This window comes from Pontibacter cellulosilyticus, from assembly GCF_014306105.1.
GTDB lineage: Bacteria > Bacteroidota > Bacteroidia > Cytophagales > Hymenobacteraceae > Pontibacter > Pontibacter cellulosilyticus.
Map to the genome: position 1 here is coordinate 1,167,641 of NZ_JACRVF010000001.1, position 22,865 is coordinate 1,190,505.

The following is a 22,865-nucleotide window of genomic DNA, read 5'->3' on the forward strand; positions in this document are numbered from 1 at the left end:
TTTCTCTAGCTTAATAATCAGGGTGTAAAACAATTGCAAGGCGTTCGGTGTAAATCAGAACTGAATTCTATCGTCGAATTAACCGGCTATTTTAATAGAGATCGCAAAGAGATTCTAAAGCAAATAATTCTCAAATGAGCACTTGGCACACAATCCACAAAGAGAATGTATTAAATGAACTGAAAACAACACCAGAAGGTCTTCTGGATGGTGAGGCTGAGGCCAGGTTGAAAGAGCATGGCCCAAACAGGCTGGAGGAAAAGAGACGAAAGAGTCCACTGAAAATGCTGTTGCAGCAGTTCACAGAGACGATGGTAGTCATTCTGATCGTCGCTGCGCTGCTTTCCCTTTTCCTGGGAAAGACCACTGAGGCTGTAGCCATCCTGATCATCGTGCTCCTCTTTGGGTTTTTGGGCTTTATACAGGAGTACCGCGCCGATCGTGCCATGGCTGCGCTCAACCGAATGGTGGTACCCAAAGTGCGGGTTAGGAGAGCGGGCAAGGTAAAGGAAATTGCCGCCACCGAGTTGGTTCCTGGTGATATAGTGGAACTGGAAGCGGGAAATGTCGTTCCCGCTGATCTCCGTGTACTGGACGCTTTCAACCTGAAAATTCAGGAGGCCGCGCTGACCGGTGAATCAGAACCCATCGATAAATCAGATGAACTTATAACAAAGGAAGATGCGCCACTAGGCGACAGAAGGGATATGGCCTATATGGGCACGGTGGTCACTTATGGAAGAGGCGTAGGAATTACAGTTGCCACCGGAATGCGTACCGAACTTGGCAAAATAGCCGACATGATCGGCTCTGTAGAAACAGGTAAAACCCCGCTCCAAGAAAAACTCGATAAGCTCGGTAAAATGCTGGCGTTGTTCGGGGCCGCCGCTGCTGCCTTGATCTTTGCAGTTGGTGTGCTCTCTGGCGAAACGGCGGCAGATATGTTCCTGACAGCTGTAAGTGTGGCAGTGGCTGTTGTTCCGGAAGGTCTGCCTGCTGTTGTGACCATCACGCTGGCACTCGGTAGCCAAAGGATGCTACGGCGAAATGCGCTGATCAGGAAGCTTCCCGCCGTGGAGACGCTTGGCTCTGTTACCATGATATGCTCTGACAAAACAGGTACCCTCACGGAGAACAAGATGACTGTTACAGTGATGGAGCTGCCAGAACAAACTGTAGAAATTCCCCCTGCAGCCAGGTTAGAAACAGATGCTACCACAGCCGGGAACCTGGATTTTGCGCTTGCCATCTCAGTACTTTGCAATGATGCAACACATGAAAGAGGTGTTGACTCTGAGACGGAGCAGGTTATAGGAGACCCTACTGAGACATCCCTTCTCATAGCTGGAGCTAAAAGAGGCATCACCAAAGAGGAGCTGTATGAGGCATTACCTAGGGTAAACGAAGTCCCCTTTGACAGCAACAGGAAAAGGATGTCCACTATACACAAACTAAATGGAGATTTACCCGACTACTTTCATGCGTTTCAGGATGATTCTTTTCTACTTTGTTGCAAAGGTGCACCCGATTCTCTCCTGAGCGTCTCTAATTTTGTGTGGGTCAATGGTGAACAGGTGCCTCTGGATACTGGGTGGAGAGACAAAATACTTGATGCTAATTCAAATCTGGCTAAGAATGGAATGAGGGTGTTAGGGCTGGCCTTCCGCAAGTTGTCTGCACCAGGTAGTGATACTGACGTAGAGCAGGAGCTGGTGTTTGTAGGTCTTGCAGGCATTATAGACCCGCCCAGACAGGAAGTAAAGGTTGCGGTTGAGCAGTGCAGGCTCGCAGGCATCAGACCTGTTATGATAACCGGTGATCATCCCCTCACGGCAGCGGCCATAGGAAGAGAACTTCACTTTTCAGACCAGTCAGAAGCTATTACCGGGGAGAGATTACAAAAGGCAGACGAGCAGGAGTTGGCAGACTTAGCAACAAAAACATCTGTGTACGCCCGTGTATCCCCTGAAGATAAGCTGCGGATAGTAAACGCGCTGCAGCAAAAAGGTGAAGTGGTTGCGATGACCGGCGACGGCGTAAACGATGCCCCTGCTCTGAGAAAAGCAGACATTGGCGTGGCCATGGGAATTACCGGAACCGATGTGGCCAAAGAGGCAGCTGACATGGTACTGCTGGACGATAACTTTGCGACCATTGTCGCTGCCGTGGAGGAAGGAAGGGTAATATTTGATAACCTGCTCCGGTTTATCAAATTCTCCCTCGCGGGTAATTTAGGTAAAGTCATTGTTATGCTGATAGCGCCCCTGTTTGGAATGGTGGTAGCGCTACAGCCCCTGCAGTTACTGTGGCTGAACCTGCTCACAGACGGTTTGCTGGGACTTGGGTTAGGTACAGAGCCCGCCGAGAAAGACACCATGAGCAGACCTCCAAGAAACCCAGCGGAGGGTGCGCTCAGGAAACAGGATTTTCCGCAATTGGCAATAGTCGGAGTTACTATCGCAGCTGTCTCTATTGGCTTGGCGGTATACTATTATAACCCATCGGATCCGGAAGACTTGACCTGGCAGACAATGATCTTTGCCACTATTGGCTTCTCTCAGGTTTTCCAAGCCCTTGCCTTGCGCTCATCAGGCCACTCGGCCTTTGCTATCAGTACAAATCCTTTGATGGCCATAGTAGCCGTGTCTGCCATAGCTTTACAACTCTTAGTTATATACTTACCCGGACTGGAGGGCTTCTTCCGACTAGTGCCCCTATCGGCGGAGGACCTGCTGATCTCCATTGCAGCAGGGTCACTTGTCTTTGTGGTAGTGAAGCTTGAAAAAAGATTTCTTAGTAGATAAATCAATACCAATTGCAATGCTATAAATAACCTGCATACTATGCCTACATTAAGTGATCTCTCAGCCATGATTACCCCTGTTGTATTAATTCTTGCTGCAGGGCAATTAATCTTGACAACGTCCCAGCGGCTTGCCCGGAGTGTAGAGCGAGCCCGTAAATTGTCTGAACAGTTCGAGGAACTGGTTTTAAAGAAAGATCAAAAAGACACGTCTTTAAAAAGGAAATTACTCTACAGGCTCCTGATCAGGGCAACCAACAGGTCCAGAAAACTGCAGCAAGTCATGAGCCTACTTTATATAGCCCTTTCCGTGTTTGTAGCCACTAGCCTGACAATAGGCTTATTAGAAGTATTTGGAGTATTAGTGATTTGGGTACCTGTGGCACTTGGCTTGGGAGGCGCAGGCTTACTTTTCTATGCTACTGTTTTACTGATAGCAGAAACCCGCATTGCGCTGGGTGCTATAGATATTGAGATGAATTATTTGGTGGAGAATTACAGAGAGGAACTACCTGAGCCAGAGCAAAGCGAAGCTAAGGATTAAACACAAAAGATGTTGAGTAAAAAGAACGTCCTAAACTCAACTTTTCCATTATTACCCTGATCTGCACATACCCGACTTTGCCGCAGTTTAGTTCTTAGGTTAATTCAGGAAGAAGACTCCAAGGAAAGTTTACCGCCTCTTGAAATATTAAATTAATATTCAGGATATACAGCTCTACAGAAGGGTTGAGTTAAATCGATTTTCTTATAAGTAAATGAAATGGCATTTAAATGTAAGCTATCGGACTAGTTAATTTATGATCAAAGAAACTATATGTGCACTATGTAATATTGCAGCAACGCTGCAATATCTTGGTGGAACTGGTTCGATCATTCCATCTTTCGGTCTATCACAGTAGAAAACCGCTTCAAAACAAATGGACAGCTTTTTTGTTCGATTTTTTTTACCGCAGGTAGTCCATGCCCTTTCTCATCTTTGACCGTACCCTTAACCGCGCGGGTTTGCGCAAAGGCACTATAGCAGCATAACAAGGCAAGTCCCCAGATTATACTGTACCTACAAATTGTAAAGATTCTCATCCTCATAGTTTTTTGGTTGATTTTGCCACAAAACTATGCTGAAGGGATTACGCGAATATTAATCCTAGACTATGTTTATATTAATCATTTGGGCTTAAACAGCAGTATAAATTCACAAAAACTTCACATGAACAGTATTTCATATAATAACAAAAACATTAATGGTGTCCTCAGTTATCTGTACCGCCAAACTAATCTTAACGAAACCTTAACCACCTCATAACCTGCAGCTAACACTACAGACATAATTAAGTAGCGTAGTTCGGAATAACCTTTAGCCAGGGGAATCAGAACCAATAATCATACAAAAATGAAAAAGGCAAAATCACTTGCAGGCTTTATCACAAGCATGCTACTAGGCATTCTCCTGTACAGGCTGCACTCCTTCTACTCCCCTTTTAAATTCAATGGAGACTAAAATTATACTCACCCACGCCTGATCTATGGCAAGAAAAAGAAAAGTAGAGGTAGTTGTCATATCTGATGTACACCTCGGCACCTATGGCTGCCATGCAAAAGAACTGCTGGCCTACCTTAAAAGTATAAAACCTGATACCATCATTCTTAACGGGGACATTATTGATATTTGGCAGTTCAGTAAAAGCTATTGGCCTGCTTCGCACATGCGGGTAGTTAAGCACCTGATGGGGCTCATTGCCAAAGGCACCAAAGTATATTACATCACCGGCAACCACGACGAGATGCTCCGTAAATTTGTAGGCTTTAACCTTGGTTCTTTCCAGATCGTGAACAAACTGGTGATGGAGCTGGATGGCAAGCGTGCCTGGATGTTTCATGGCGATGTGTTTGATGTGACCATGCAGCACTCCAAGTGGCTGGCGAAGCTAGGCGCACATGGCTATGACTTGCTCATCCTGCTCAACCGTATGGTAAACTTCTTTTGTCTCAAGCTGAACAGAGAGAAAGTATACTTGTCTCGCAACATCAAAAACCGTGTAAAAAGCGCTGTCAAATTCATCAACAATTTTGAGAAAACGGCCTCTGATATCGCCATCTCCAGCGGGTACGATTATGTGGTTTGCGGCCACATTCACCAACCTGAACTGCGCGAGATCACGAACAACGAAGGCAGCGTTACCTACCTCAACTCCGGCGACTGGATCGAGAACCTGACTGCCCTGGAGTATGAAAAAGGAGCCTGGAGCCTTTACAAATTCCGGGAGAACCTGGATGCAGTGGTGATGGATATGGATGACGAGCTTGTGCCAACCAACATACAGCTGTTCCAGAGCCTGATGGTAGAATTTAACTTAAAATCAGCTTGAGAATACTATATGCTATTCAGGGCACCGGTAATGGTCACCTTACCCGTGCTTTGGACACTATACCTGCCCTGCAGCAGCGCGGAGAAGTAGACATTGTGGTAAGCGGCATTCAGGTAGATCTTAGTTTGCCATACCCTGTAAAGTACAGGCTTAAAGGTTTAGGCTTCGTTTTCGGGAAGAACGGCGGCGTAGACTTTTACCGCACATTTGCAAAAGCAAGCTCCCGCTCCTTTTACAACGACACGTGCCAACTGCCTGTAAATGAATATGATTTGGTTATTACCGACTTTGAACCTGTAACTGCCTGGGCTTGCATGCGGGCAAAAAAGCATTGCGTGGGACTGAGCAACCAGGTGGCGGTGCTAAATCAAAACGTACCAAAGCCAAAGGAGACCGATCATATGGGGAAGTTTATCCTCAAGAACTACGCTCCTACTACCGCGCAGTATGGCTTTCACTTTGCCAGGTTCGACGACACCATCTTTACCCCTATCATCCGTAAACAGGTGCGGGAACTGGAGGTGAGCAACCAAGGGCACTACACCGTATATTTACCCGCGCACGACGACCACAAAATTGTAAACAAGCTCTCCAGGTTTAAGAACGTGGAGTGGCAGGTGTTCTCCAAGCACAACAAGCAGCCGTTTCAGCACGAGAACATCTCGGTACAACCTATCCAGAACGATGCCTTCTTGCAAAGTATGGCCTCCTCAGCAGGAGTACTTTGCGCGGCAGGCTTCGGTACACCGTCAGAAGTTTTATACTTGCAAAAGAAGCTGTTGGTAGTGCCTATGAAAAACCAGTATGAGCAGGTTTGCAACGCCGCAGCTTTAAAGCATATGGGAGTAGCAACCGTTAAAAGCCTCAAGAAAAAACACCTGCCTAAGATAAGCGAATGGCAGGAGCACGGCGAACCGATACAAGTGCATTACCCAGATGAGACGGATGCCATTGTAGCACGTATAGTGCAGGAAAACACATAAATATAAAGTATAGCTTTCGTGCAGCAGGAGCCGCTTCTGCTGCTTTCAATATGACACACAGCAGCACAGCACAAGTACAGGACCAGCCTGTACTGAACAGACTGGATTTCGGGGCAGATTTTGAATGGGGAGTTGCCACTGCAGCTTACCAGATAGAGGGAGCACACGACACAGGGGACAAAGGCGCTTCTATCTGGGATATCTTCACGAATAAAAGAGGGAAAGTAAAGCAGAACCACCACGGCAAAATAGCCTGCGACTTTTTTAACCGCTACCCCGACGACCTGATGCTGATGCAGGAAATGGCTATCCCTAACTTCCGCTTTTCACTTTCATGGTCCCGCCTGATGCCTGCCGGTACAGGTAAAGTTAGCCAGCAAGGGATAGACTACTACAACCGCTTAATAGACTATAGCCTGGAGCTGGGCATTACGCCTTGGGTTACGTTATACCACTGGGACTTACCGCACGAACTGGAGAAAAAAGGCGGCTGGCCTAACCGCGACATTGTGAACTGGTTTAGTGAATATGCTGCGCTATGTGCCACCACCTTTGGCGACAGAGTGAACCATTGGATGGTGCTGAACGAGCCGATGGTGTTTACAGGAGCAGGTTATTTTCTGGGTGTTCATGCGCCTGGCCGCAGATGTTTTGGCTCGTTTATACCTGCCGTACACCACACAGCCCTTTGCCAAGCACAAGGTGGCCGCATTTTAAAAAGTATACTCCCTCATGCTGAAGTAGGTACTACTATATCCTGCTCTCATGTAGAACCCCTGCGGCAACGCGAAAAAGACATTAAAGCAGCACAACGAGTAGATGCACTTCTCAACAGGCTTTTTCTGGAGTCCGCACTTGGCCTCGGTTACCCCCTGGACGACCTGAAGTTTATGCGTCGAATTGAAAAGTACATGAAGCCAGATGATGAAGCGCTGCTGCAGTTTGACTTTGATTTTATAGGTATACAGAACTACACCCGCGAAGTGGTAAAACACTCTTTCTGGACACCCTTTCTGCAGGCCAACTTGGTGCCCGCTAAGAAAAGAGATGTGCCTTACACCCTTATGAACTGGGAAGTATACCCGGAGGGCATCTACCACCTGCTGCACAAGTATAGCAAGTATAAGAACATCAAAAAATTAATCATTACAGAAAACGGTGCTGCCTTCGCTGATGAGCTTAAGGACGGGCAGGTAAACGATCAGCAGCGTGTAGAATTTTTGAAGCGCTACCTGCAGCAGGTGCTGCGCGCCAAGCAGGAAGGTGCCAACGTGCAGGGCTATTTCGTATGGTCTTTTCTCGACAACTTTGAGTGGGCAGAAGGCTATAATCCGCGCTTCGGGCTGGTGCACGTAGACTATGAGACGCAACAGCGCACTATTAAAGACTCTGGTTTGTGGTATAGGGATTTCCTGACAAATAAATTCAAAGTATAAAGCTTATTGAAATTACTACGTTTTCTGTAATTGTTTTGCTCCCTTTTCTTTCTTTAGTACCTGCACTACATCATCCATGATCATATACAGGCAGGGCACGATCACCAGAATAATGGCTGTGCAAAAACGATCCCAAACCCCAGCGAAATGGCCATGGGTATTAGTTGATAAGCTTGCCTGGCCGTTTCAAGTATGATAGGCCTGAACCTCCGGATGTCGGCTTCATGTAAGGCATCGTAAGCAGAAAGGTCTCCGCGCTGTCGGTTGGCATAATCGATCATGATCAGCGAATCGTTCACTACCATTCCCAATAGCGCAATAATACCCATCAGGCTCACCAGCGACAAGTCGTAGCATAGCAGAATGTGTCCGATCACCGCACCCACCACGTCGAATGGTATTGCCAACTACAATAATAGGTTTAATATAGCTGTTCAGCACACCAATAAACCAAGGTAGCTGTTATTCATTTAGCAGGTCGTCACTTCAGGTTACCCTCAGGAATGATGATTCAGGTGTCGCTACTCAACAAAGTATCTCGACTTCAGGTATAGCAGGAATATCGAAAAGCCTTTATGCTGTAAGCCAGAAGCCTGCAGCGGACGCTTTATTCCATTCATCCAGTCCAAGACAGCATGACCTCAGACAACGTTCAGCAAAAAAGATTCCGCATGCTCTACAAGCTGGAGGCCTGGCTGGAGGGCCCAATGTTCATGCTCGCCATCGTGTGGCTGTACCTTTTTATTGTGGAACTGGCAAGGGGCCTGTCCCCTGTTCAGGAGAAACTGGTAGTGCTGATATGGTTTCTTTTTGTGCTGGAGTTTACGGTAAAGCTGGCACTCTCCACCAGCAAGGTTGATTACGTGAAAAGAAACTGGCTGATAATAATGGCCCTTTTCATCCCTGCCATCAGGGTTTTCCGGCTGTTAAGGGCCATTAGAGTACTGCAACTGAGCCGGATAGTCACTACAAACACCTTCGTAAGGGGACTTACCCCATCCAACCAATTTTTAAATGAACTAAAGAATACGCAAGAGGAAACCCCGGCTGCAGAGATGCATGTAGGGGTGCTACTAGCCTACAGCCCTGCCGTAACACCGGAGGGGATGGAGCCTTTTCTAAAGCAACTAACGCTTGATGTGCAGCCAGAGATGACTTTTGCCAGCGGCATACCATGGACATTCCACTTGGTGGAGCCAGTAGCCTTGAAGACTGACAGAACAAGGGAGCCCTCTGATTTCCTCGATGCGGCTACTATGCGGATGGCGGAGGGTCCTTATGACATTGTACTGGTGGTGACAGACGTCACCCTGATCTCCCGCAGAGACCGGATTGAGGCGGGAATTGCATCACCTGTAACTTATACTGCTGTGATCTCTACTCAGCGGCTGACTACAACACCCAGAGGAAAACCTATCCGTACTTTGGGCGCTGAGACAGTACGGGTTAATGCCGCAGCTCTCACGTTGCACTTGCTAGGACACATCAGTGGATTGCCTCATACAGAAAGAAGAAAAGGAGGCGTGATGGCTCCTTTCTCATTTCGAGAAGGAAGAAAGCTCCAGCCTGAGTTTACTGAAAAGGAGCGCGCACTACTTAAAGAGCAGGTGAAGCATCTTCCGGAAAGGGAGCTTCACGGGGGCACCGGCTTAGAAGCTTTCATATTTCACCTGATCATGGCAGTCAAACACCCAAAAGCGATTCTGAGTCCGTTGCTCCGGAACTGGGCAATATTACTCCCCTTGTCGCTGCCAGGCTTAGCCACAGCGGCGGTAGCCCCTAGCCTGCTGCTGATTTTCTCTGCAGAGATTTGGGATGTGGGACTAAACATGGGTAACAGAACCACGACTTTATTTGCGGCTGTCAGTATACTGGGTGCTTCTTTTTACCTGATCAAGATCCAGTCCCTGTTCCTTCCCAGAAAGGAGAAAAATGTGCTGACAGAGCATCAGGCAATAGCCAATGTGGTCATTTTCCTAAGTATCCTCTTGGCCTGCTTTGGGCTGTTCCTGATGATTGGTGGGTTGATGATGGTCATAGAGCTCTACGTTTTCCCGGAAGGCCTTATCAGCACTTGGCCCACACTGGACAAACCCATGGTAGGGCTCACTGACAAGTTGCGTTTGGCTGCTTTTATCAGCACAGTGGGCGTCACTACGGGTGCGCTTGCTGGAGGACTGGAGAAGAAAACGGTAATTCAGCACTTGGCTTTGTTCCTCAATAAGCCATAAACGGTCTCCGAAGCTCTGAAAGTATTGAACTGGACTGCTCCTGTTGCTTTACATGGCTTGTTTTACTGAACCAGGTGAAGTTCTCTTTATTTCCTTTATCAGCTTATCGTCCCAGGAACACTTTGGCGTTTAAGTAAACGAAGGGAAATTAAATAAACTTCTACAGCGGCCAAATCACTGTGAAAATTATTTGATAATCCTATCATTGGGTCTACCACTGCAAAAAGCCGCTCAACATTAATCGAAGTGGATTCTTTAATTCAGGCAGTTTCTTCTTTCAGTTTTCTATTCATCACCAGAAATTAAACCAAAATTCAATATTTGTCCAGTAAGTTTGTGAGCAGATCAAATGGCTAGAGAAAAGGAAGATAAAACTAGTCTATACTATTTAATCCTACCTTAAATATATCTTGTTTTCCGTGCCAAGCCTTTTCCTTAGTGAGCGGTTACATCGCATGTGTCATTAAATGATTTTGACAACATGCAGCTAAGAAGGTATCTGGGATCTATTTTTTATGTTCCTAGGCTGCTGAATTAAACCGCTACGATACAAACTAAAAATGAGACGCTTGCCATTAGGTCAAGCGCCTCATTTGTTCCAGGACACATTCAGTACTTAATGCTTTAGTTTTTAGAAATTCAATAAAGCTACATCACAGACATGACCTATTTGCCACCCGCTCTGTTCACCTCATCTAAGTTTGTGCTTTTCTTGTTTGCTTTAAATTCACTACCCTTGCTAAAGCGGTAACGAAGGCTAATCTTAAAGCTTTGTGTTCCTCTGTACTGGTCAGCTTTAATCTTGTTGCCGTCAATGTTTATAGTTCCTGCCATTCGTTTAGTCTTGAAAATATCTGTAACGCTCATACTAACATCTAGCTTATCGTTCATAAAAGAGCGCTTTAGGCCTGCATCTACTCCCCAACTGGCATTAACACGGTATAAACCATAGGCTGCCGGACCTTGGTAAGCAGCGTTCAGTTCAAGACGTATAGACTTTGGCATTTGTAGCGCGTGATTTGACTGTAGCATAAAAGAAACCTGCTCGTTTGCCAGCACCTGCTGCTCACGTTCTGCTGTATACTTCTGGTACATGATCGTAGCTGTATTGTTCATCTGCCATATTGGCAACACCTGCAATGGAGCTACCAATGTTGTGTTAAAGCTTTCCATCTTCTCTAAGTTCTGCTGCTGAAAGTAGGTCGTTTTATCTGCAACATTCTGCTCCGGCATTTCTGCTATAAAGTCTTTTGTTACAGTATACCCAACTACCACATTGAAGCGCTGGTTTATAGTTTGTGTAATGTTAAAAGCGTTTGTGTATTGTGGATTTAAGTAAGGATTGCCTACCACCCAAGAATAAGGGTCGATGTAGAAAATGAAAGGGTTCAGGGCACTATACTGAGGTCTGTTTACACGGCGGCTATAAGAGTAACTAATCTGGTAGTTGTCACTCACCGCATGCTGCAAAAACAACGTCGGAAACAGGTTGAAGTAGTTTCTATTTGTTTTTTGGCTTAACGTAACAGAGTTACCTGCTGCAAATGTCTGCTCTACACGGAGACCTGCTTGTATGTTTAGCTTTTTGCCAATGCCTGTAGAGTAGGAAGCATAGGCTGCAAGGATGTTCTCCTTATAAATAAAGTGGTTGCTTCGCCTGGCGTCCGGCTGCATGTTACCATCTGTTTCTTCATAAAACTTCAGTTCATTATCAGAGATCACACGACTTGCTTTCGCGCCTAACTCCAGTTTGCCTGTTTTGCCTACAGCTTTTATAAGATCGGCTTTTGCAGCATAGATGTCATAGTTGTTTGGGTTGTCATACATCAGTCTGTTAACGGAAACACCGGCAGGTATACTCATACTTTCCAATCGGTTTACAAACGTGGCATCGTCCTGGCTGTAGAGTCGCACATAGTCTAGGTCCGCAGAGAGTGTAGTGCCCATTGTATCTAATTTACCCAAATAATGGAAGTTAAAGGTGCTGCTCTGCTTATGTCCTTTTCCGTTATTCAGCGCATCTATCAGCACGTCCTTTTCAGGGTTACCATCTGCCAGTTTAGCCAATGTACTGATATTGTTTTCTGTATTATAAATCGATACATCGGCCATAAAGCCAAGGCTGTGTCGCTGATTTAGGTCAACACTAGCGCCTGCTCTAAGGGTGGGTATTGTTCTTTTTCCTTCCTCTCTCAGGTTTTGGTCAAGGCTACTGTCCATTTGATTATGGAAGGTACGCTTCATTTTGTTTGTTCTGAGGTTGGCACGCTCGGCAAAATCAAAATTGGCAAAAGCGCTCCATGCACCTTTTTTATAATTCACATCAGCACCTGCTGTATAGCTGTTCAGTTCGTTGTGTTGGTAACTGGAATGTAGGCTGCCGTTTAAACCTGTGTCTTTGCTCTTCTTCAGGTTGATGTTAATGATGCCTGACGCACCTTCCGCATCATACTTGGCAGAAGGATTGGTAATAATTTCTAAGTCTTTAATGTTCTCACCGGACATGTTTTGTAGAAAGTTCTGCAGTTCCTTCCCGCTCAGATAAACGAGTTTGTTGTTGATCATGACTTTCACACCCGCTTTACCATTCAGCTTCAGGTCTCCGTTCTGATCGATCCAGACGCCCGGGGATTTAGCCAGAACTTCATAAGCAGTACTGCCGCCTGCCATGGCTGTGCCTCCCACATTCACTATCATTTTATCAGCATAAGAAACTACTGTAGGACGCATGCCCTGTACCACTACCTCCTGCAGTACCTGCACATTTTCTCTTATAGTTGTGTTCCCGAAATCTTTTGTAAAATCATCCCCTGTAACTTCAAAAGGATCAGAATCTAGCTGCACATACCCTAAGAAATCGAAACGCAGAAAGTACGTTCCTTTTGCAGGTGATTTTATCTGGAATCTGCCTTCTGCATCTGCGGTAGTACCGTTAATTACAACGGAGTCAGCAGCTTCTAACAGCGCTACATTGGCAAAACCTACTGGCTGCCCCTGCTCATCTTTTACAATGCCTGTTAAAAAACCATTTACCTGGCTAAAGCCTACCTGCGGTAAAGCTGTTATCAGCAGCAGTATGATGATGTGTTTTAGATTTTTCATTTCATTAAGTTTTATTTGTCCTGAAATCAATTAGTTGATCCAAAGATGTCGCATCAAATACAGGATAGAAATCTGTTTCTGATGATGCGGGACATAAACCGAATGAAATGGGATATGGGATAGTTGAAATGGAAAGCTTAGGTTATGAAGTTGGTATTGATGGAGGCTTAAAGAACAGTTGCTCTCAAGCAAACTGCTTGTTTTTAAGCTGCAAATAGGTTTACTTCGATGCGGAGAAGTACCCGCAACCTTAGCTCGCTCCTATTAAATTTTTGACCTTGAAAACTAGAATAATGCGCGTCAAGTATAAACCTTTCCTGAAGCAGGTTGCTATCGCCGCCCTGACGACAGTACTTTTATACTATGCGTTAGTATTTGTACATCAAGGCACCGTCTGGCTCTTTAATACTGGTATTTTGGTAGAACTGGCAGTTGCATTTTTCTTTCTGCTGGCCATCTTTATAGCAAACAGATTTATTTCGAAGACCTTTTCAACAGGACCTTTTAGTCGCATTTCAGGTGGTTGGAAAGCTGTTTTAGAAGGCATTACGGTGGTAGCCAGTAGCGTTACCCTTTGTTTCCTGCTTTACTATGTTCCGTATAGGCTCATCTATTACGCCGCTGATACAGAAGTTAACTTATTACCCGAACGGGTGCGCCTTGCCTATGTTATTAGTAGCGTTGCGGCACTCTTCTTTTATTATTTTGTGGAACGTGAGCGTAACGTGAAAGAGCTACAGCAAGAGCATTTGCGCGCAGAGCAATTACAAAAAGAAAACTTTAGAGCACAGCTGGAAGCCTTGAAGAATCAGGTAAATCCGCACTTTCTATTTAACAGCTTGAATGTACTCAACTCACTTATCCATATAGATCAGGACAAAGCGGCAACATTTCTAAACCAGCTTTCGGAAGTATACCGGGGGCTGCTTGATAGTGGCGATAAGCAACTGGTACCGCTCGAAAAAGAATTGGAACTGGCAAACGCTTACATATACCTTATGCAGACCCGCTTTGGCGGAAACGTGCAGTTTAGAGTCGATGTACCTGCGACTTACCTACATTTGCAGCTGCCCCCTACCTCACTGCAGATGCTGCTTGAAAATGCTGTAAAACACAATGGCTCTACTTTAAATAAACCGCTGCACATTTATATTTATGTTAAAGATGATAAGCTGGTAGTGGAGAACAACCTTCAGCCCCGACTAGATGAAGTAACATCCACAAAAGTAGGATTACAGAACATCAGCAGTAGGTACAAGTACTTTACTGACCAAGAAGTAGAAGTAACCAAAACTGAAGGATCTTTTACGGTAGCTTTACCTTTACTTGATGTAGCCAATTATGAAAGTAGTTATAGTTGAAGACGAGCAGCTGGCAGCCGATGCGATTGCCGCTATCGTGAAAAGGCTTCGTCCCCAGACAGAAATCCTCTCTAAGTTAGGATCTGTGGAAGAAGCGGTTCAATGGTTTACCCTGCATCAGGCACCCGATCTGATCTTCTGCGATATACACCTTTCTGATGGTAACAGTTTCGAGATTTTCAGGCAGATAGCAGTTAGCTGCCCGGTCATTTTCACGACTGCTTATAACCAATATGCCATAGATGCTTTTAAGGTGAACAGTGTGGACTACCTGCTAAAACCTATTAAAACGGAAGATGTAGCCCTTGCTTTGAAAAAGTATGAGAACCAGCACCATTCATTACCGCTGGATATAAATAACCTGCACCAATTACTGCAGTCGAAACAGCTGCAGCAGCAAATAAAATCCAGGTTTTTAGTGAAGCAGGGCCAGGGGATTAAGGCCATTTCATTAGAAGAAGTGGCTTACTTCTGGGCAGAAGAAGGTGTCGTGTTTCTTGTAACAAAGCAAGGCAAACGCCATATCATTAACTATACTTTGGATCAGTTAGAAGAGCAACTCGACAGCGCTATTTTTTTTAGGGCAAACAGGCAACTTATGGTGCATATTGATGCGGTGCAGGAGGTACGTCCCTACTTCAAAGGCAGACTATCGCTTCTGCTACTGCCTGCCACAGAGAAAGATATTATCATTAGCAGCAGTAAAGCTTCAGACTTCAAGGAGTGGCTGGATATGTAGTTTATCTGAAATTATACATTAAACATTCAAATGAAAGGGTAGCTTGATTAGCTGCTCTCCTGCAAATACTTTATTAATGAAGCCAAATCTCTTTGGAAAATGTTCGATAATTCCATCCTTTGATATACATAAAGCCTCTCAGTTTATACTAGAAGGCTTTTTTGTTTTACTTTAGACACTAAGGCTCTCATTTATTATTACCGTTATATGGTATGGTTTTATTAACGATTTCTTAGCCAATCTTTTCAGGTTATTAGATAAGAAAACTTGAATCAGAAACGATATCAAACCTCTATTCCGCCAATGAACTATATTCATTGTTAGGTGCAGATTCTTTTATCTTTCACTTTTTATTGACCAAACAATCCTTTCATTATATTTTGTTGCTTCTGAGTTTGATGCTCTTTTTTTGAAACTATTAAATGTCCATTCTCAATGCTGGCGTTCAATCCGGCCAATGTTAAATAGTTATCGATTGGAATTTTGTTAGTGCCTAAAACATAAGAATTGAAGAACTCCGTTTGCTCCATTCCGCTTAATTCAGACATCATGTTTTGAAGCTCTCCAATAGTATAACTATCCTTTCTATTTCCATATTTAATCAATAGACCACGCATTAAATCATCCATACTTTTTTCATTGTTCGTGGCATTACGAATAATAATATCTTGCGCAATTCCCACCAGCATGCCACCTCCGTACACTAAACCCCAGTGGTCGTGCTTCTCTTCTCCATTTGCAATTGCTAGTTTTCCGATACCATCATCTTCATTGTATCGTTTATAAAAAAAGTTGCCTAAAAAATCTAAATAGGATTCATCTGTCAGAAAAGAGACATGATGCAATGCCTTTAAGGTATAATAGTTAGTAAGGCCTTCCTTAAACCATTCTGCGTTTTCACTGCTTGGTCTAAAAGATTTACCGTTCCATAGGTGGAAGAATTCGTGCGCAAAAATGAATCTTGAAATTGTTTTTGAGAATTGATCAGCATCTTTTTGAATCAGAATACTGACGTTGTTTCCAACTACTTCACCATCTGTAATAGATGGATGGGAGCTAATAACCACAACCATTTTTTTGAACGGATCATCAGGTGAAGGCTTGGGGATTCCGCCCATAAGCTCTATGTAATAGTCCAAAACACCTTCTGCCAGATTTTTGAAAACTGCTTCGTCCTTGATAATCTCAGTACTACCAAGCGCAAAGACAAATTCAAAATCATCCCGTTTAAGAGAAAGCTCTTTGTGTTTTCCTGCAAATAGCATTGCGTTTGCCAGATCGGTATAATTCTTTACCGAGTAGGAAGAAGCAACATCCCTGTTATTCGTCCACGGTGTGGTAACCTTCCAATTTCTAGGTAACTCAAAGTCAACATTTATATTTTTTCGTTTTTCTCCGTTCATAATGAACAAAGTTCTCCCCGTATAAAATACGCCCTTATCAGTCGTATATGCTATGCCATCTATACCTCCATCCCATTCATAGTCTTCATGGTCCAAATAGACATCATAGGTCAAAACAATCTTTTCGTTAAGTGGTGCGTGTATTTTCCACTTCGCATCGGGAATTTCTTCTAACTTAATTAGCTTTCCTTCATCGTTCACAGCCTTTATATTATGGATGAATGTTGCCCATCGTTTTTCCAGATTGTTTGCTCCATAATCCATAAACAGGATACTGTCTTGTGGTGTAAACTCAACTTTTACTTTTGTGATTTTGCTATTGTCATTATCAAATGCAATTGAATAGGTAATAGCTTCATCGTTTTGATCTTGTTTACACGATAAAATAAGCAAACTGATAAATAGGATTGTGAAGATGTTTTTCATTGCTTTTCATTCCAGATTGTACCTAACCGTCTTGTGCAGCCTAAACCAGATGTATACTAAGAACTAAGGCTGAATTTGTTTGGGTATTCTTCTCTTAATATTTGCACACTTTCGTAACAAAGGCATTGTTTAAATCAGGAATTCTTCTTTCGTAAAACTTATCATTCTACTTGCTATTTTCTTCCAGTATTTCGGAATTTCCAGAGCCTCCCCAGTAGGTATAGATTTTGGAGATATTCACTATAGATAGTACTGCCAGTGCTTCCATTGGTGCTTTTCTTTAGATGTGAGACGATAGATAGATCAAGGGCAAGAATAGAAACATTAGAAGCTTGCTCCAACTAAATGTGATAAAAGCATCAAAAAATGTGACTAAGAATGATACATAAACACTACAAAGCCTAAAACCTTAAATTTAAACTGATCAGCCATATTTGATTCATATCATCGGATTCTCTAGATAGTCCATCCACTGCAGTTTTGCTGTATCTCGATTCAGCAATAGCTAATCCTGAATTCGGCTCGACTTGTATCCATCACGAAAATATTGTAGCCCTTCACTTGGTTAATGAAATTGTTCTGCAGGCTTTTTACCAATTCTTCTTTGTTTATGGTATGGAATGTGAACGATAAATCAAAGGCAATAACTTTTGGTATCTGCGACTCGCTTATAGCTATTTTACATCACGACAGGCAGGGGGACATTCTAATCTGTCATTGAAGTGTTTCTATACTGTCTACATTACTGCAAAAGGCCTTCAGTTAACGCTGAAGGCCTTTTGACTATACTCTGACACCATACCATATACTTTTACCTTAAGGTGCTTTGATCAGGAGTATAGTATTACTATGGGAAAGGGGAAAATAACTGCATTAATTTTGAATTAAAAATACTAGAGGTACCTCCACTAACCTCAGATCAAAACGTCCTTTAACTTCAAAATCAAGTTCCTTTGTAAAATTTAGGCTTCCACTGAATTGGACCTTTGCTTCACTACAAGGAAGATCGGAGGGAGTTAGAGTATTAACAATAGGTATAACATTACACGAGTTGCCAGTTTGTTCAAATGAATGAGCTGTAGCTGTCACAGAAGTCGCACTTTGCTGGCCCCCTTTTCCAAGTGGCAGCCAATAACCATCGGTTCGTGCTGGACTTCCAGTAGAGGAAAACATCTCAATAAACAGTATTTCGTCGACCATGTCGCCACGCCAGGCGAAGATACGATAGTCGATATGGTGCTCCCCTCTCATCCCGAAACTATCACGCCTAATTCCAGCTACTAAATACTTACGGGGCTTATCATTTACATGTATCACTGCCACCACAGGCTTTGCTCCCATCGCAACTACGGTGGCCAGCCCATTCATCATATCTGCCCTCGCCTCTTCAAATCCATTCTGCCGTGCTTTTTCCATAGCGTCTCCAGCAAGGCTATCCAGACGAAGAGCAAGGTCGTCATCTATCTGACCAGGTGAGTCGAATGGTTCTTCTAAAGTAGGCCTGTCGCAGCTCCACAACAAAAGTATACCAATTACAAAGGGCAAAACACCGTTGATATTGAAAGTCTTTTCATGTCTTATTTTAACAGATGCATTTATGCTAAGACAGGGTAAGCCCATAAAGCGTTGCCTCGGCGAAAAACCTTTACTAGCGGATCTTTTGTATATGCCTTTGTTATACTTGATTCACCTATAACACAGCATCAGCATTAGTCTGTAGATGAATTCAGAGAGTTATCTACACCTTAGTAATTATTAAATATCTTAAATTTAGTAAGTGACAATTAATTTATTAAAAGTACTTATAGCAGAGCGTTAAAAAAACCACCCTATACCAGCACCAGCAGACAGGTAGTTTAGGTCTATTCGCTTACTTCTACCTTCCATGTCATAATCTCTTTCTATTGACCTATACTTCAGACCAGGTATAAGCATTAGATTTTTTCCAATATTAATACCAAGACCTAAATCTATCTGATAGCCAAGACCACGCTTTGAGTCATCGAAGTCGCTGTTTTCACATTCTACTTTTAGTTCATGGTATAGGGCGCCGCCGCCAACAATTATACTCAATCCTGATGATGCTACTGGTTGATTAAATTGTAAGCCGAGGCTATATCCTGATGCAACAAAATCTACATCAGATCCCTTATAATCATCTTTAACATCAAAGTTGTTATATCCCCATCCTGCGTAAACTGATAACTGAGAAAGAACACGATAGCCAATCTCTCCTTCTAAGCCGTACCCGTTATTTAAACTTAAGTTATTTTGCCCTTGGCAAGGTAAATTGATTCCGCCACGAACAGTTATACTGAATTTATCCTGTGCTAATGCAACATTGGAAGCTTGAAATAATAATAGCCATGTGACGACAATAATTCCAAAACAATGTAAGACAACACCAAAGTGTTTTTTATTATAAATATTTAACATAGGTAAAGAATTTAGATATATGATAATTATAGTTTAACTGTCTTTTTTAGTAAAAAGAAGAGGGAGGCAGATGATTAGAAAAGACAATCTTAGAATACCTAAAAATGTACATTAACATCATTAGGCACTGCTAAAGCAATTTGTATTTGTGGGCTATCACCTACAAATAGAACTAGAACACGTAATCAGGGCACACGTGTTGTTAGGGTATATAAGCAGGTATGAGAAAGAGATGATGTTCTACCAGTTCCTTAACAAGGATTTTAAAAGTACATCTACTCCTAAGCAATACCTCTAGCAGCAACAGTTATACTTTAAGGCGTTTGTTTAGAATCAACTTTAAAATGCCTGGCAAACTGTTCGTCTGATGGAATATAAAAACACTAGTTGGGGTGATATTCTAAAGTGTTTGGTTGTGTCGTATGATAAGCAGGTATTTTTGCACTTGGTAAAGACACGCTTATATCATAGATATATGTGTTGTAAAATTATTTACTTAAAGCTTTAAATATTTGCACTTAGCAAGTACATATATTATTTACGACCGATAAAGGGTGGAGTTGATGAATCATCTTTTTCTTTACACATCAAATAGGGCGATTCACTTAAAAAACTGATGAAAAGTCCATAAGCAACCTAAAATGCTGTTCTTACTCCTACTAATCGATTTTATTTTAGTAACAGTAATAATGTGTGAATTTTTTAAACCTGTCATTAATCAATTTCCATCAAAAAAGCCTCTATATAAGTTGTAGAGGCTTTTCCACATTATGTTGTGAATTAAGTTCTTCATCTAAAAAATATAGCGTATACCACGCCATGGAATCACCTCTTGCTGCAGCTTTCTAAATTCTGTAATCCATTGTGACTTGAGTTGGTGCAGGTAGCGCATATTAATGTCACCAAATTGGCTTCGCTTTGAGTCCTGTATAGCGGGTGCCCAGATCCAGTATCAGCACATTCGACTTCACTTGGAAATTGTTACGCTCAAGGGATGGAAGTTTGTTATGCGGCACAATCTCCTCCTTAGCCTCATCGGGATAGGCGGATAGTACATTATCGCAAGTTTTATTAAGGCATCTGGGATATAAAAAATGGTAGAGGGATTGAATTTTTACATATTTATTTATAACAGCCATATTATATACACGGTCATATAAATTTATTATAACCCATTGATATACAAATACTTGTATTTTAATTTAAACATCTGATTATGAATTAACTAGCAAGCGAATTTGTTGAATTTGAAGTGCATACTATACCTCTAAATAGAGTATTTGCAACATAGAAAACAGCAGAACAAAAACCTCAATTAGTACATGGATATAGGATTTCAAGAAGAGATAATTACCAAGACAAATAAATTGAACTCAAAGCTGTGGATGCCGAAACAAGTGCTGATTACACCTGCCGCTATGGACGAATCTTGGGGCAGAAAGATTTATTAACGTGTGACGGCATTGGGACTGCCAGTGCAGGTCCTGAACCAAAACAGGATTACGGGTCTGCGTGGCGAGGACGAGCGAGAAACCTATCGCAAGGCTAAGAGCACACTAGCCATTGTCACAGCTCCGGCTAGCTCGCTTAAGCTGCAACCCATCCCTCCATCAGCGGACTACCAGTTCCACCTGGCAGAGGGCTGTCCTGCCCATTGCCAGTACTGTTATTTAGCGGGTAGCCTGCAAGGTCCGCCGGTTATACGAACTTTTGCCAACTTGCCTTCTATTCTAGAGAACCTGCCAAAGTATAAAAAGGCCGGTCAAGTAACTACCTTTGAGGCAAGCTGCTACACAGACCCCTTGGGCATCGAGCACCTGACGGGGAGTTTAGCTGAAACAATTCGCTTTTTTGGAGAGCATGAAGGCATGCATCTGCGTTGGGTTTCTAAGTTCGATCAAGTGGATGGTTTGCTGGACTTGCCGCACAACGGTAACACGCAGCCCCGTATCAGCATCAACACCGACTTCATATCGAGGAGAATGGAGGGCGGCACAGCCTCTTTGGATGCCCGGCTAGAGGCTGTCCGCAAACTGGCTTTACCAAAGACGGCCGGCGGTGGCGGCTATAATGTGGGACTCGTTATTGCGCCCATTATGCCTGTACCTGATTGGGAAGAACAGTACACGCATCTGCTACAGAAAGTGGAACAAGCGCTCGACTTTGAATGCGAGATTTCCTTTGAATTGATTAGCCATCGGTTCACCCCGGGTTCCAAGGCTATCCTGCAGGAGTGGTACCCCAATACTCAGGTAGACTTCGACGAGAGCAACCGTTCGTTAAAGTTCAACAAGTTTGGTGGCAAGAAGTATGTGTATCCAGCGCTTACCATGAAGGCGCTCCGTAACTTTTTTGAGAGCGAACTCAAAAGACGCTTTCCTGACGCCCCAATTTTGTACTGGACATAGCCATTGAGCCATTGTTTCTATCTTTAAAAGTGCCTCTAGAATATCTTAGTTCTTATGAATATAGTTTGATTCTGACCTATATGCCACTATAGCAAAGAGCCGCTCAACTTTATGTGGAGCGGCTCTTTGCTTCAGATCTTAACCTCATTCAAAAGTATAGATAGTTACTAGACAAATATTTTCATAGGACCAAGACACCTTTATAGTTTAATGCTCAGCGTGATGTTCACGGGCTTCCTCATAGGTTCTGTGTACTGTTCCTTTTGGATGTTCGGCAGGAGTATAAATCGTGTAAAGCTTTAGCTCCGTTTTTCCTGTGTTCCTGATCTTATGGTAGTAGCCTGCAGGAATAAATACAGCCCAGTCATCGGAAACATTCTTATCATAGGTTAGATTCTCCTTGGTCTCCCCCATCAGTACACGGGCTTCCCCCTGCTCTATTCTTATAAATTGATCTATATTCTGATGCACTTCCAGGTCTATTTCTTCACCTGGTTTTAAAGACATCAGCACCATCTGCATGTGTTCTCCTGTCCATTTGGCGGCACGGTAGTGTTTGTTTTTAACTGTACCCTCTTCTATGTTTAGTGCCCATGGCTTTCCTCCCATGTCCTCTCCCTGACCACCCTGCCCAGTATCTCCCATGGTCTCTTTGTTTACTTTTTCAGCTCCAGACGAACTTTCTACACAGCCAGGAAAAATTGCTAACATCCAGATTAAAACTATGGCTCTAGCACCTACACTTTTTACAACATCTTTTGTTTTCATAGCTTATTTATTTTGTTTGCAAATTCGTCTCATCAAGTCTGTTTTATAATAATAAGTACTCTTTAAAACAGGTTTAACCTCTCTTTATATTTAACGGCAACAAACAAAAAACAGACAGTAGCCAACAACAGATACCTCATTCACCACACCTACTATAGAATCCAGGTTATCAACGCATTAAGCATCTAAAAACCTAGAACATCCCACAGCACATAACTACGTACGCAAGATGTAATAGCCACTTAATTTCTTAGCATTTCCTATCCATTGCAAGTAATAAGGCAGGGAGTTTATTTTACCTTGCATAATTTACAACTCTAAGTATTTCTATCATTCTGTAGTAAATGAAAAAGCCTAAGCAGAAATATTTTTGCTCAGGCTTTTGATCGTTGAAAATATA

General features: G+C 43.2%; 15 protein-coding genes. 9 read left to right on the forward strand and 6 right to left on the reverse strand.

What is annotated here, in order from left to right; all coding sequences use genetic code 11:
- Window positions 1-134: 134 nt before the first annotated feature.
- From H8S84_RS05115 to H8S84_RS05135, 5 genes are all read left to right on the forward strand, one after another.
- On the forward strand, window positions 135-2,804 hold the full coding sequence (locus H8S84_RS05115) for a cation-translocating P-type ATPase (protein ID WP_187066169.1): 2,670 nt from the start codon (window positions 135-137) through the stop codon (window positions 2,802-2,804).
- Between the two features lie 39 nt (window positions 2,805-2,843).
- Window positions 2,844-3,347: a DUF2721 domain-containing protein gene (locus H8S84_RS05120; protein WP_187066170.1), complete on the forward strand. Its 504-nt coding sequence runs from the start codon at window positions 2,844-2,846 to the stop codon at window positions 3,345-3,347.
- 982 nt (window positions 3,348-4,329) lie between these two features.
- Entirely contained in the window at window positions 4,330-5,172 is an 843-nt protein-coding gene (locus H8S84_RS05125; RefSeq protein WP_187066171.1) for a UDP-2,3-diacylglucosamine diphosphatase, read from the forward strand.
- Window positions 5,169-6,155 carry a glycosyltransferase family protein gene (locus H8S84_RS05130; RefSeq protein ID WP_187066172.1) on the forward strand — a complete coding sequence of 329 codons (987 nt, stop codon included), beginning with the start codon at window positions 5,169-5,171 and terminating at the stop codon, window positions 6,153-6,155. Before H8S84_RS05125 ends, H8S84_RS05130 begins: the two co-directional genes overlap by 4 nt.
- A 50-nt stretch (window positions 6,156-6,205) precedes the next feature.
- Window positions 6,206-7,591, forward strand: coding sequence for a GH1 family beta-glucosidase (locus H8S84_RS05135; protein WP_187066173.1), 1,386 nt, complete (start codon window positions 6,206-6,208; stop codon window positions 7,589-7,591).
- 101 nt (window positions 7,592-7,692) lie between these two features.
- Here H8S84_RS05135 and H8S84_RS05140 read toward each other — a convergent pair whose 3' ends face one another.
- Window positions 7,693-7,998, reverse strand: coding sequence for an efflux RND transporter permease subunit (locus H8S84_RS05140; protein WP_230407044.1), 306 nt, complete (start codon window positions 7,996-7,998; stop codon window positions 7,693-7,695).
- 228 nt (window positions 7,999-8,226) lie between these two features.
- Here H8S84_RS05140 and H8S84_RS05145 point away from each other — a divergent pair, with 228 nt between their 5' ends.
- Window positions 8,227-9,822 carry a hypothetical protein gene (locus tag H8S84_RS05145; protein WP_187066174.1) on the forward strand — a complete coding sequence of 532 codons (1,596 nt, stop codon included), beginning with the start codon at window positions 8,227-8,229 and terminating at the stop codon, window positions 9,820-9,822.
- Window positions 9,823-10,488: 666 nt separating this feature from the next.
- Here H8S84_RS05145 and H8S84_RS05150 read toward each other — a convergent pair.
- Window positions 10,489-12,924 (reverse strand): outer membrane beta-barrel family protein, encoded by a 2,436-nt coding sequence (locus tag H8S84_RS05150; RefSeq protein WP_187066175.1) that lies wholly within the window; start codon window positions 12,922-12,924, stop codon window positions 10,489-10,491.
- Between the two features lie 278 nt (window positions 12,925-13,202).
- On the opposite strand from H8S84_RS05150, the gene H8S84_RS05155 reads away from it, so the two are divergent.
- Window positions 13,203-14,285 (forward strand): sensor histidine kinase, encoded by a 1,083-nt coding sequence (locus H8S84_RS05155; protein ID WP_187066176.1) that lies wholly within the window; start codon window positions 13,203-13,205, stop codon window positions 14,283-14,285.
- The gene (locus H8S84_RS05160) at window positions 14,266-15,024 is read left to right on the forward strand and encodes a LytR/AlgR family response regulator transcription factor (RefSeq protein WP_187066177.1); all 759 of its coding nucleotides are present in this window, start codon (window positions 14,266-14,268) and stop codon (window positions 15,022-15,024) included. The genes H8S84_RS05155 and H8S84_RS05160 overlap by 20 nt, the downstream gene beginning before the upstream one ends.
- Window positions 15,025-15,374: 350 nt before the next feature.
- On the opposite strand, the gene H8S84_RS05165 is transcribed toward H8S84_RS05160, so the two are convergent.
- The 3 genes from H8S84_RS05165 to H8S84_RS05175 all read right to left on the reverse strand — a co-directional run bounded on the left by H8S84_RS05165 (window position 15,375) and on the right by H8S84_RS05175 (window position 19,289).
- Window positions 15,375-16,853 (reverse strand): M61 family metallopeptidase, encoded by a 1,479-nt coding sequence (locus H8S84_RS05165; RefSeq protein ID WP_187066178.1) that lies wholly within the window; start codon window positions 16,851-16,853, stop codon window positions 15,375-15,377.
- A gap of 873 nt (window positions 16,854-17,726) precedes the next feature.
- Complete coding sequence (locus H8S84_RS05170) at window positions 17,727-18,473, reverse strand: hypothetical protein (RefSeq protein WP_187066179.1); 747 nt, start codon at window positions 18,471-18,473, stop codon at window positions 17,727-17,729.
- A gap of 195 nt (window positions 18,474-18,668) precedes the next feature.
- Complete coding sequence (locus H8S84_RS05175; RefSeq protein WP_187066180.1) at window positions 18,669-19,289, reverse strand: outer membrane beta-barrel protein; 621 nt, start codon at window positions 19,287-19,289, stop codon at window positions 18,669-18,671.
- 1,454 nt (window positions 19,290-20,743) lie between these two features.
- On the opposite strand from H8S84_RS05175, the gene H8S84_RS05180 reads away from it, so the two are divergent.
- The gene (locus tag H8S84_RS05180; protein WP_230407045.1) at window positions 20,744-21,697 is read left to right on the forward strand and encodes a spore photoproduct lyase family protein; all 954 of its coding nucleotides are present in this window, start codon (window positions 20,744-20,746) and stop codon (window positions 21,695-21,697) included.
- A gap of 207 nt (window positions 21,698-21,904) precedes the next feature.
- On the opposite strand, the gene H8S84_RS05185 is transcribed toward H8S84_RS05180, so the two are convergent.
- A complete protein-coding gene (locus tag H8S84_RS05185; RefSeq protein ID WP_222621573.1) occupies window positions 21,905-22,465 on the reverse strand; it encodes a cupin domain-containing protein in 561 nt (186 codons plus the stop codon).
- Between the last annotated feature and the right edge of the window lie 400 nt (window positions 22,466-22,865).